This window comes from Shewanella sp. UCD-FRSSP16_17, from assembly GCF_001675935.1.
Lineage (GTDB): Bacteria > Pseudomonadota > Gammaproteobacteria > Enterobacterales > Shewanellaceae > Shewanella > Shewanella japonica.
The window spans coordinates 127,537-140,760 of record NZ_LZFV01000001.1 but is presented as its reverse complement, the minus strand read 5'-3'; the positions used below and the strand labels follow the sequence as shown (position 1 = coordinate 140,760).

General features: G+C 39.4%; 8 protein-coding genes. 6 read left to right on the top strand and 2 right to left on the bottom strand.

What is annotated here, in order from left to right:
* Nucleotides 1-67: 67 nt before the first annotated feature.
* Together A9267_RS00575 and A9267_RS00570 are read right to left on the bottom strand one after the other, a co-directional pair.
* Entirely contained in the window at nt 68-1,156 is a 1,089-nt protein-coding gene (locus A9267_RS00575; protein WP_082972148.1) for a GGDEF domain-containing protein, read from the bottom strand.
* Nucleotides 1,157-1,298: 142 nt separating this feature from the next.
* Nucleotides 1,299-2,507: a GNAT family N-acetyltransferase gene (locus A9267_RS00570; RefSeq protein WP_082972147.1), complete on the bottom strand. Its 1,209-nt coding sequence runs from the start codon at nt 2,505-2,507 to the stop codon at nt 1,299-1,301.
* An 89-nt stretch (nt 2,508-2,596) separates the two neighbouring features.
* Between A9267_RS00570 and ggt the strand changes: the two genes are divergently transcribed.
* The 6 genes from ggt (at nt 2,597) to A9267_RS00540 (ending at nt 13,084) form a co-directional block, all read left to right on the top strand.
* A complete protein-coding gene (ggt, locus tag A9267_RS00565; protein WP_065107854.1) occupies nt 2,597-4,351 on the top strand; it encodes a gamma-glutamyltransferase in 1,755 nt (584 codons plus the stop codon).
* Nucleotides 4,352-4,985: 634 nt separating this feature from the next.
* The gene (locus A9267_RS00560) at nt 4,986-6,602 is read left to right on the top strand and encodes a methyl-accepting chemotaxis protein (RefSeq protein ID WP_065107853.1); all 1,617 of its coding nucleotides are present in this window, start codon (nt 4,986-4,988) and stop codon (nt 6,600-6,602) included.
* A gap of 68 nt (nt 6,603-6,670) precedes the next feature.
* The gene (locus tag A9267_RS00555) at nt 6,671-7,873 is read left to right on the top strand and encodes a hypothetical protein (RefSeq protein ID WP_065107852.1); all 1,203 of its coding nucleotides are present in this window, start codon (nt 6,671-6,673) and stop codon (nt 7,871-7,873) included.
* Between the two features lie 11 nt (nt 7,874-7,884).
* On the top strand, nt 7,885-8,280 hold the full coding sequence (locus tag A9267_RS00550; RefSeq protein ID WP_065107851.1) for a phosphate ABC transporter substrate-binding protein: 396 nt from the start codon (nt 7,885-7,887) through the stop codon (nt 8,278-8,280).
* A gap of 263 nt (nt 8,281-8,543) precedes the next feature.
* Complete coding sequence (locus A9267_RS00545; protein ID WP_065107850.1) at nt 8,544-10,724, top strand: M3 family metallopeptidase; 2,181 nt, start codon at nt 8,544-8,546, stop codon at nt 10,722-10,724.
* Nucleotides 10,725-11,017: 293 nt separating this feature from the next.
* Nucleotides 11,018-13,084: a bifunctional 2',3'-cyclic-nucleotide 2'-phosphodiesterase/3'-nucleotidase gene (locus tag A9267_RS00540; protein WP_065107849.1), complete on the top strand. Its 2,067-nt coding sequence runs from the start codon at nt 11,018-11,020 to the stop codon at nt 13,082-13,084.
* The last annotated feature ends 140 nt before the right edge of the window (nt 13,085-13,224 follow it).

Sequence of the window (13,224 nt, the reverse complement as noted above, 5' to 3'; positions counted from 1 at the left end):
CGTTAAATACACTGAATATCGCTAAACGAAAGAAGTATAGATAAAAATAAGCCGATAATGTTTTTGATTACGCCGCTTTGTCGTAATACGGTTTAACACAGTTTCTGCCGTTTTCTTTCGCCATATACAGGGCTTTATCCGCTCTCATAAGTAAGTCTTTAAGCTCTTTCGCAGATGCTGTTTTTTCAGCGATACCAAAGCTCGCTGTGCACTGGAGGTTTTGAGAATCGGTTAACGGAATTTTACACTCAGCAATGTGTTCACGCATTCGCTCGGCCACTTTATTAGCATCATGCAAATGGGTATTTGGCATAGCAATAACAAATTCTTCCCCGCCAATCCGCGCACATAAATCTTGTTCACGGCACAAGGCTTTAATCGTTTTAGTCACTTCAATTAAACACTTATCGCCAACTAGGTGACCGTGTTTATCGTTAATCGTCTTAAACAAGTCTAAGTCGATTAGCACCAAAGTGAATGGGAGTTGATGCGCCACAGCTTGATCGAGCAATGATTTACCCTCGGTAAAAAAGGAGTGTCGATTTGCCAATCGTGTCAAAGAGTCTGTACTTGCTTGCAATGTCAGTTGCTTTTCGTTTTTATCAATCTGTTTAGCAAAAATATATAAGACAACAATCACTTCCAGCATCGTAAAAAATACCACTGATTGATAAAGCATATGGTTAACTTGAGCAGATAGTTCAATTAATGGTGCTTCGTTTACGGTATTTTCGCAATAGAAAAATAACACCATTGCCAGTGTACTTAATGTCACCTGCTCAAGTCGCTCTCTTAATTCAAATAACAAAAAAGCCCCAGTTGGCACAAGGAAGTAATACAGGTGAAAACCACTCGCATTAGTTACATAAACATTGGTACACACAAGTAGATGCAGCATCAACACGCTAAAAAACCAAATTTTAGCGATTTTAGGCTGCTGTTTGGCGGTAAGTACATTAGTGACGAAGTACGCAAACGTAAATCCAAGGTTGATAAAGCCAACAGAAGGATTATCAAGAAACAAAATATAGTTAAGCGAATATAAAAATGAGATAGCAGCCGTAATTAACCCTATGATATTCATAGTTCTTATTCGGTTAGCTGATGAAAATGACTGTTGATTCGTGCCCAGATTAATAATTGATTTTAAGTTCATGGGGGTAACAAATAAGTTAACGACATGTAAACTTTAGCACAATTTATATTTAGTTCTATCCAGAATATCAGTTAACAGAGTACCTAATTCAATTGCCGATTGTTAAATAAAGATGATTTAGCTCCTCTAAGTCGTTGTCATGCTATTCTGAATTTTGTTTATACGGAAGTTTTGCGCTCATTTGCGTCATGTACTGCTTAATGTGAACTTGTTCTTGCTGGCAATAGTGATTAATAGCATGACTAAACTCGGCATGTGCGACATTGTGATTCGAATAGGTTTCTATAGGCTCAAAACCTCTAGCAACCTTATGCTCCCCTTGTGCCCCAGCATCAAACGTCGTTAATCCATGTTTGATGGCATACTCTATCCCTTGATAATAACAGGCTTCAAAATGCAGACCGTCAACCTCCTGTAAGCAGCCCCAATAACGCCCGTATAAATGAGTTTTAGAAACAAAATATAACGCCGAAGCCACCATTGTTTGCTGCGGATCAGAAATGATAAGTAAGCGAATTTGATTACCCATAGTGTCTGCTAGCTGCTCAAAAAAATCGCTGGATAAATAACCTGTATGACCAGATCGTTTTAAATAGGTTTGCTGATAACACTCAATAAAGTGTTCCCACTGAGCTGAAGATGCTTGTTCGCCTGTAATAAATTCAAAATGATACTCAGAAACCATACGACGTTCTTTAACAATGGTTTTACGCTTACGTGAGACTAACTGCCTAAGATAATCATCGAAATTCTGATAACCTCGGTTACCCCAATGAAACTGTGTAGCAAGCCTTGCAATAGACTGTTGACTGGCAAAGTTAAAATCATCTTTAGGTAAGAACAAACAGTGCCAAGACGAAAAATCCTGTTCTATACTGCGATTAAGGAAGTTGAGAATACAGCTTATAAGATAATGTCTAACTGATTTACTAGCCCCTTCCATTATCCCGAAACGCTGCCCTGTTACAGGAGTAAACGGTATAGCCGCGACTAATTTTGGATAGTATTGTAATCCATTTCTCTCATATGCTTCAGCCCAAGCCCAATCAAACACATACTCTCCCCACGAATGGGTCTTCTCATAGCATGGTAAAATAGCCACTACCTTATCGCCTGCCTGAACCACAATATGTTTTGGTGTCCAACCCGTAAGTGGGCAAACACATTGACTTTGCTCAAGAGCCAATAAGTAATCAAACTGAGTAAAAGGGTTATCATCACGAAACATCAGCAGCCAATCTTGCCTACCAATAGCTTCAACTGAATAGTAAAAGCTAATGTGAATATCATCAAGAGCTGTCAGTGCTGAGTCCTCTGCTAATGAATCACTAATTAAGCCAGTTTCAGACATATTTCCTCAGAATACCGTTTTAGATATTGTGTATTAGATCATACTTATGGCACATTGCAACATATGATTATACTTACAAAGGACTGAAAATGAGCGTTTTTTCTCAGATAAAGCCTATCGTTGTTTCTACTTCTATTGCGTTACTACTTGGTTTTACTTCACTATCCGCAAGTTCTGTACAAGCTGCCAACGAACAGTCAATTTACAGTCGCGCTGCAACAGCACAACCAATTTGGGCTGAGCACGGCATGGTCGCCAGCCAAGAGTCATTAGCCACACGAATTGGCGTAGATATTTTGAAACAAGGTGGTAATGCTGTAGATGCCGCAGTTGCTGTAGGTTTTGCTCTTGCAGTCACCCTTCCTCGTGCTGGCAATATTGGCGGAGGCGGCTTTATGTTAGTCCACCTCGCTGAAACGAATAAAACAATTGCTATCGATTATCGAGAAACCGCGCCTTCAAAAGCGCACAAAGATATATTTCTAGATGAAAAAGGTAAGCCAAACCCTAAATTAAGCCGTGAACATGGTCTTGCTGTCGGTGTCCCAGGAACAGTCATGGGTTTTGAGTTAGCGCTCGAAAAGTATGGCACTATGAAGTTAAGTGAGGTGATTGCGCCAGCCATAAAGTTAGCAAAAGAAGGTATTAGTGTTAATCCAGATCTTGCTAACTCCCTGGATGGACTTAAACGCCGAATTTCTCAATGGCCCAGTTCAGCCAAAATCTTCTATAAAAAGAACGGTGACAGCTTTGCAGTAAACGATACCTTAGTACAAACCGATCTCGCACATTCACTGTCTTTAATTGCAACTCACGGCAGTAAAGGGTTTTATGAAGGTGAAACTGCAGAAAAAATCGTTGCCTCAATTAAGCAAGCCAACGGTATTATGACCTTGGAAGATTTAAAAAACTATCAAGTTGTTGAACGTAAGCCAATTCGCGGAGAATATCGTGGTTACGAGATTGTCTCCATGCCACCTCCTTCCTCTGGCGGAATTCATATCATTCAAATGCTGAACATGCTTGAGAACTACCCTATCAATGAATTAGGCCACAATACGGCTCAAACATTGCACTTAATGGTAGAAAGTATGAAACATGCATATGCCGATAGAAGTGAGTATTTAGGTGATCCTGATTTTAACCCTGTCCCTTTGAAGGGGTTGACGGATCAAAAATACGCTGACTCATTGGTCAAAAAAATAGCTTACAACAAAGCCACTCCAAGTGCTGAGATAAAGCCAGGTAATATAGCTCCCTATGAGAGTAACCAAACCACTCATTACTCTGTTGTTGATAAATGGGGAAATGCAGTGTCGAATACCTACACGTTGAACTTTAGTTATGGTTCTGGACTAGTTGCAGACGGCACTGGGATTTTACTCAATAATGAAATGGACGATTTTTCTGCAAAGCCAGGTACGCCAAACGCCTTTGGTTTAATTGGCGGCGAAGCTAATTCGGTTCAAGGAAACAAGCGACCATTGAGTTCAATGAGCCCAACCATTGTGATGAAAGAAGGCAAACCTTTCTTAGTGACAGGTAGCCCAGGCGGCTCAAGAATTATCACGACGACATTACAACTCATTATGAACGTGATTGATCATAAGCTTAATGTCGCAGAAGCGACTGCTGCGCCAAGAATCCATCATCAATGGCTTCCTGATTATATTGGTGTAGAAACCAGTTTAAACAAAGATACAATTTCACTGCTTGAAGCTAAAGGCCATACGATCAAGTCCAGCAGTGCCATGGGCAGTACCCAATCAATAGTGGTGACTGAAAAAGGCGTTTATGGAGCATCAGATCCTAGACGTGCAGGTTCTGAAACCCTAGGTTATTAGTAATAACGTAAATAATAACAATGTGCTGTATCGAAAAGCGATGAGTAGATACAGCTTAAATTTAAACAAGATAAAATAAACACTCACTCCCTTTCCAAAATAAACCTGCTCACTTGCTCATTTTTATTGTTTAGATCCCCTCCCCTAAATAAGAATAGCTATCATTACAACCCGCACAAATAACAAAACAGCAACATCAAGAATCGATTTTTGTTATTCCAAATTTATTTCAATTAAAGTTTTTTATCTTTATGCCGATATTGTTATTGCAGGAACAGACCTGTTATATGGTTATTAATTAAAATTAACAAACACCCAATTGCGGATGCGTTTAATTAACAACACAGGTTGTAAGCGATATTTAGCCCGCCAATATTTTGACAAGGACAAAATACTGGCAATTAAAACAAGAAAGAAAGAATTTAATTAATGCCTGAAATGTTAAAATTTTTATCAAATAAAATTTATTTCATACAGGCGGTAAGCTTAACTAGCTGATATCGATAGATATAACTATTTATGCCCATATGGTTACATCAATTAACTGAAATAGACTATTTTTTTAGCATGAAATTCATATTATGATGCGCTAAAAATAACTCAATAATATTAAAAAACAGCAGGATTCAACTTGATGAAGTTAAACAGCTTAAAAATAAAGCACCGGATCGCTTTATTAACAGTCGTTGCAATTTCTTCGTTTGTTATTTCACTTGTAATTAACAATCAAAGCGTGCAACAAAATGCTGAACGTTTAAATGGACTTCAATCACAACTTTACCCAGTATTAAATTTAGCCACGATTAACGATGGCTTGTTATTGCAATTAAATCAAAATATTCAATCTGCAGTAACAACCGGTGAAGAAGAATCATTGATCACTGCTGAAAATATGGTTAAACAAATTAATAGTAATCTAAATACTATTAAGGGTTTATTACCTCATGAAGCTAATGATGCCAATAATATGCAACGCGACTTGGCCACTTATCATGACAATGCCAAAACCTTAGTTGCTGAATTTTTAAAAGATGATGTCGACTTTAACAAGATCACAAACCAGGCTTCAGAAAATGCCAAGCGATTTGAATCCCTAACAGCGGTTTTTGCTAAAAAACAACAAGATTACTCAGATGCTTTCACAACAAGTATTAGCACGACCTTAGCAAGTTCAGATAATGCGGCATCATTGATGTTGATTATCGGTATTATCGCTTCACTATTTTTGGTGATCGTTGGCGTACTAGTGAATCGCTCAATCATAGTCACCATTCAGGACGTCACCCATTCATTACAGAATATATCAGAAGGTGAAGGCGATCTTCGTTCTCGGATTGAATATAACGGTAAAGATGAAATCGCGACGCTCGTACATTGGTTCAACCAATTTGTATCGAAATTACAAATCTCAATTGCTGACACTAAACAAACTACAGACAGTTTAAGTGCAGTATCTCATACGTTATTAGAAAGCTGTAAAAATAGTGAAAACACCGTTATCGAGCAAAATGAGTCCGTTGAACAAATCTCTAATGCCATGCGTGAAATGTTCATCAGTGTTGCACATATTGCTGAGTATGCCGCTAATGCTGCATCTGAAGCTGACAATGCAAATGATGAAGCTAAACAAGGTCAAGAGGTTGTGTCTCAAGCTATCACTACCATTAATAAATTAGCAGAAGAAGTACAAACGACTGCTGTTGTAGTGAATCAACTTGAGGCGTTCACCAGTAACGTCAACGATATTCTCGATACCATTCGTGGTATTGCAGATCAAACCAATTTACTTGCCTTGAATGCAGCAATTGAAGCTGCTCGAGCAGGTGAACAAGGAAGAGGCTTTGCCGTAGTGGCCGATGAAGTAAGAACCCTTGCTTCTCGAACACAAGCGTCAACGCAAGAAATTCAACAAGTATTGCAAGAGCTTCGCTCTACTTCAACTCAAGCAGTTGATGCAATGCAACGTGGAATTGAAACCGCTGAAGAAGGTGTCAAAACCACTTCATTAGCCGGAGATGCATTAATCAGTATCACCAATAAAGTGAGTGCGATTACCGTCGTTAACGAACAGATTGCTGCCGCCACTGAAGAACAACATAACACTTCAGAGCTTATCCAGCAGTATGTCGCTGATATTGAAACCAATGCCGCTAAAGTAAAAATGACCACGGATGAAATGGGCGGGATCAGTTATGACATTGAAGGTGTTAGTAAACAGCTTCAAAACATAACAGGTCAATTTAAAGTCTAACAATAATAATATTTTAAGATAAACGAGATTTATCTTGAGTAATGATAAAGATGAACAGGAGTTACACCATGAAATTCAACTTGAAAGCGCTACCCTTAGCTATTTCTGTTGCAATGCTTCCTGCCTATGTCGCAGCTGAAGAAACAAGTGAAGAGAAAATTGCCAAGCTTGAACAACAAGTGCAATCACTTCAAGCAAGCCAAAATGCAAGCTTAACAGAACGTTTTAGCTTCAATGGCTTCATGACTGGTGCATATATCAGCTCTGACAATAACACTGGTTATGCAGGTGCGACTACCTCTGCTAACTTCGATGACGGCAGTAAGTTTGGTCTTCAAGGCACCTTTGCCATTACAGATCAAACTCAAGCCGTAATGCAGCTTATGATGAAAGGCAGCAATGATTGGGAAGTAGAAGCTGAGTGGGCTTATATCTCACACCGTTTTGAAAATGGCCTTCAGGCTCGTGCTGGTAAACTTCGTGTACCTTTATTTATGTACTCTGATTACTTAGACGTGGGTTACGCACAGCCATTCGTACGTCCACCTTCAGAAGTTTATGATGCGGTTCCTTTCACATCTTACACCGGCGGTGATGCAAGTTATGATATTGAGTTTGATGACTCAACATTAACAATTCAAGCTTTTGGTGGTCAGTCTGAAGACTCAGGTATTGATATCGGAAATATTTTCGGCGCCAATGTTAACTGGACTGATTTAACATGGACTTTGCGGGCGGTTTACGGTCAAGCAACTCTTGATGGCACAGTCACACGACAAATGTCAGTAGACGGTGGAACAGACCCTTCAACAGGTTTACCAATTTCTATTGACGTAACTGTTGATATTCTAGACATTAATGATGCTACAGGTACATTCGTAGGTCTAGGCGGAAGCTATGACAACGGCTCTTTCTTAGCAATTGCTGAATGGACTCGTATCGAAACTGATGAAGAGTACCCAGATTCTGACGCAGGTTATGTCACTTTAGGTTACCGTATCAATGCATTTACACCTTATGTGACTGCATCTTATTACGAAACTAAAGATAATGACGTAAGAACTAATCCTGTTCACGCTGCAATTTTTAACGGCGAGCGCACAGCATACAGTGCAGGTGTTCGTTGGGATGCTATGGATAACTTAGCCCTTAAGTTTGACGTAACCCATGCCACTGACTTCGGTGACACCTCTGGCGGTTTTGATACCAACATAGCCCAAGAGTTTGATGACACTACAGTGTACACAGTTCAGTTCGACGTTGTATTTTAAGGAGCGATAAAATGAAAAAAATCCTATCTATTTTAGCGCTTAGCGTGTGTTCAGTTATGTCAGCTCAAGCAGCGGTTGTCGTCATTGGTGCACCTGGAGCGGCAGATATTAGCGCATCAGATGCTAAAAAATTATTTTTAGGTAAAGGCTCGAAATCTGCAGTGGTTTATGAACTTGCTGAAGGTAATGCAACACGTTCAGAGTTTCATGGTGCTGTCACAGGCAAATCCGATTCACAACTGAAAGCATTCTGGTCAAAGCAGGTATTTACTGGTAAAGGAAACCCACCAGCAACAGTAAATGATGCCGCGGCGATGAAGTCAGCAGTAGCTTCAAACCCTAATGCGATTGGCTACATTGATGAAGCTGATGTCGATGGCAGCGTAAAAGTGATTTTAAAGCCATAAAAACGACATAACATCATAGTCTTAAATTAAGTTTTAGTGATTGTGTTTTAAGCATTTCATACTCCCCCCTTCAATTGAAATGCTAGAGGGATCTGATAAACATCAGGTCCCTTTATTTTTTGTTACAAACTAAAACAAGATTACGACCAAAACTTGATAAACTAGTCACAAATCATAATGTAATAATGATAAACAGAAGCTTAAACCGACCATTCGATTAAAAGCTCATTTTTAACCATTCTTATGCAAACAGGGAAATAACTATGAAGGGACTAACCCTCAAACCGCTTGTTTCAGCTATGGCACTCACAGTCATGTTAAGTGCTTGTGCCAATGACAATGTACAAACCAACACGACACAAGCACCAAATGTCGTGGCTAGCAATATCATCGAGCAAAATGCTAACAACCCATTCTTTAAACCATACGGTACTTTTATGGAAATCCCTGATTTCGATAAAATAAAAGATGAACATTACTTACCGGGCTTTAAAGCAGGTATCGCCGCTCAAAAAGCTGAAATAGCCGCTATTGTTGCGAATCCAGAAAAACCAACATTTGAAAATACCATCGAAGCAATGGAGTTCTCAGGTGAATTAGTAACAAAAGTTGCTAGTGTTTTCTATAACCTTACTGGCGCGCATACAAACCCAGCGATTCAAGAAATTTCAAAAGAAGTGTCACCAATGCTATCAGCAGCAAGCGATGACATTTTATTAAATGATGAGTTGTTTAAGCGTGTTAAAGCCGTTTATTTACAAAAAGACAGCTTAAACCTCAATACAGCTAAAGCTAAATTGCTTGAAGACACCTACAAACGTTTTACCCGTGGCGGTGCTAACTTATCAGCTGAAGACAAAGCCACATTACGTTCACTAAATGAGCAAATTGGTAAGCTTAATCTTGAGTTTGGCGATAACTTATTAGCTGAAACCAATGCTTTTGAGCTAATTATTGATAACAAAGCTGATTTAGCAGGTTTACCACAAGATATTATTGATAGTGCTGCTGCGACAGCCACTAAACGTGGCCATGATGGTAAATGGGTTTTCACAACGCAACGCCCTTCTATCACACCATTTTTAACCTATGCAGAAAACCGTGAGCTGCGTGAAACAATATTTAAAGGTTATATCGAACGCGCTAATAACGACAACGCGAATGACAACAAAAAAACCTTAGCGAAAATTGCTTCATTACGTGCAGAAAAAGCTGAATTAATGGGGTACAAAACCCACGCTGATTTTGTACTAGAAGAGCGCACAGCTAAAACACCTGAAAATGTATATGGATTATTAGACAAAGTTTGGCCAGCAGCACTTGCTCAAGCAAATGCTGAAGTTGTCGAAATGCAAAAGCTCATTGACTCACAAGGTGGCGACTTCAAATTAGAAGCGTGGGATTGGTGGTATTACTCAGATCAAATCCGTGTTGCTAAATACAGTTTCAATGAACAACAAACACGTCCATACTTCTCGCTTGAAGCAACCTTAGATGGCGTATTTTATACAGCCAACCGTCTATTTGGCATCACAGTGAAAGAACGTACTGATTTACCAAAATATCACCCAGATGTTAGAACATGGGAAGTCTATGATAAAGATGGTTCATTCTTAGCTGTATTTATGGGTGATTACTACGTACGTGACAGTAAACGTGGTGGCGCCTGGATGAACTCATACCGCCAGCAATACAACATGAATGGCGTTGAATCAAAGCCTATCATTGTAAACGTACTGAACTACCCTCGCCCAACGGGTGATGAGCCAGCACTGCTAACGTTTGACGAAGCAAGCACCTTATTCCACGAGTTCGGCCATGCACTACACGGGATTTTGTCTGACGTAGAATATCGCTCACAAGCTGGTACATCAGTACCACGTGACTATGTTGAATTCCCATCACAAGTCATGGAAAACTGGATGACCCAACCTGAAGTATTAGCGCAATTTGCTAAGCACTATCAAACAGGCGAAGTTATCCCGCAAGAATTAGTCAAAAAAATCCAAGCAGCAAGTAAATTTAACCAAGGTTTTGCGACAGTTGAATATATGGCAGCAACAAAACTGGATTTAGATTGGCACACATTAACTGATAACACTGTACGTGATGCAGCAAAATTTGAAGCTGAATCATTAGCCAATATGGGGCTGATTAAAGAAATTGCTCCACGTTACCGTAGTACGTATTTCTCGCACATTTTCGCGGGTGGCTACTCAGCGGGTTACTACAGTTACCTTTGGTCAGATATCTTAGGCGCAGATGCATTTGAAGCGTTTAAAGAAAATGGTATTTTCGACCCAGCAACGGCACAAGCCTTCAGAGATAATATTCTGTCTAAAGGTGGTAGCGCCGATCCTATGCAACTTTACCGTCAATTCCGTGGTAAAGATGCGGGTATTGAGCCATTGTTAAGAAGCCGTGGTTTATTAGAAGATAAGTAATTTATCTCAACCTTTAAAAGGCGCTTCGGCGCCTTTTTTATTGTCTTAATTATTTTTCTTTTAACCCTGCCTGCAACATTAAATCCTGAAATGCTTTAAAAATAAGAGTAATAACCTAATGAAATAGACGTTTGTACGTTCAATCGACATAGTTAATTTTATTTTGGCTAAATTATCATTCTGTAATTAACTTTGTATATAATTCCTAGCGATTAAAAAGAATACAAAAATGTGATTAATCAACATAATAAGAGCACTAAAAGCATGCTCTGGGGTCAAGTAAGAGAAAAACTATGTTAAATAAAACCTGTTTAGCCATTGTTATCGCCAGTTCACTAACGCTGGGTGGATGCAACTCATCTGATGAAATTAAATCAGCTGTAGAAGTCGAATTGCGAATCATGGAAACCAGTGATCTCCATGCCAATATCATGGATTACAATTATTATACGAGCCGAGTCGATAACACCATTGGCTTAGCAAGAACCGCTTCCTTGATAAAACAAGCACGCCTTGAAGTTAAAAACAGTGTGTTAGTCGATAACGGTGACTTACTCCAAGGCAGCCCTATGGGGGATTATATTGCGCATACTTTCCAAGCAAATAATCAACTAATCGATACTCACCCAGCTTATAAAGCCATGAATACTCTCGACTATGCTGTGGGTAATATTGGTAATCATGAGTTTAACTATGGTTTAGACTTTTTAGATCAAGCAACAGCAGCAGCCAACTTTCCATACATAAGCGCCAATGTTTATTGTGAGATTGATAATTGCTTTAGAGACGTCAAAGCTGGTGAACCTTTATTTAAGCCTTATATCATTACAGAACAAGAAGCTATAGATAATCAGGGCGCTAAGCACACCATCAAAATAGGCTACATAGGTTTTGTACCACCACAAATTAAAGTATGGGATAAACAAAATTTAGACGGCAAAGTTATCGCAAAAGGCATTGTTGAATCAGCAGAGCGTTACGTACCTAAAATGAAAGCTCAAGGCGCAGACGTCATTATCGCGATTCCACACTCAGGCATTGGCTCATCAGAAAACCCAGGTGACATGAATGCTGAAAACGCCACTTGGGCATTAACCACGGTTGCAGGCATTGATGCCATCATGTTTGGTCACAGCCACTCTGTTTTCCCAAGTGCACAGTTTTCTGATGTCGCTAACGTCAATATTGAAACAGGCACGATTAATGGTGTCGCCGCTGTGATGCCAGGCCGTTGGGGAGATAATTTAGGTATTATCGATTTAACATTACGCCAAGAGGAAGGTAAATGGCGAGTATCCAACAGCTTGTCACAGGCTCGCCCTATTTTTATAAAAGAGACCGATAAAGTAGCAGGGTTCTCTGTCAATCCAGACAAAGAAATCCATACAAAGGTTGCTCCAGACCATCAAGCCACACTCGACTATGTTAATGCCCCAATAGGCAAATCATCTGCGGATATGTATAGCTTCCTCTCGCTTGTTCAAGATGATCCTACTGTGCAAATTGTGTCGAATGCTCAAATAGATGCAGTCACTAGAGCCGCAGCAAAAATTGATACATTAAAACACCTTCCTGTTTTATCCGCAGCTGCGCCATTTAAAGCGGGCGGGCGTCATCGTACAAGTTCTGATGCTGACAGTTATGTACAAGTAGCAGCGGGAGAATTGTCATACAAAAATGCTGCCGACTTATACCTTTATCCCAATACCCTAGTTGCGGTAAAAGTAACAGGTAAACAAGTTAAAGATTGGTTAGAGTGTAGTGCAAATCAGTTCAATCAAATTGATCCAAATTCCGCAGCAAGCCAAAGTTTAATTAATTGGGAAACTCATCGAACATATAACTTTGATGTCATTGATGGCGTTAACTACAAAATTGATGTGACTCAACCTAATAAATTTGATGGTGATTGCGCTATGGTCAATGCTGATGCAAATCGAATTGTTGAGTTAAGTTACACAGATGATTTTGGCACTATTTTTAAAGGCGAAGAGTTTGCAAATAAAAGCTTTCTTGTCGCGACCAATAACTTCCGCGCATTTGGTAATAAGTTTGCCGGCACTGGCGCTGATTATATCGCGATGGAACTACCAGATACTAACAGAGAAGCCTTAACTCAATACATTACACAATTATCAGAGCTCAATGGTGAAGTGGATCCTAGCGCTAATAACAACTGGCAATTCAAAACAATTGAATCAAGCACTAAGCTTGATATTCGCTTTGAAACTCAAGACTCCCCTTTAGCAGATACATTTATAAAACAGAACCAGCAGCGACCTATGACCAAACTTGAAGCTGATAATATAATTTCTGGTTTCGCGATTTATAGTATCGACTTAAGTATCGACTTAAATTAATGCGTCAATAATATGTCAACAATACTTGATGACATTTTGGCTAAAAACTATAAAAATCTGCTTAATCAATAGTTTAATGTCAATATTCATACGAACGACTTTTGAGTGCCTAAGTAGTATTTAAACAAGGCGCGATAATA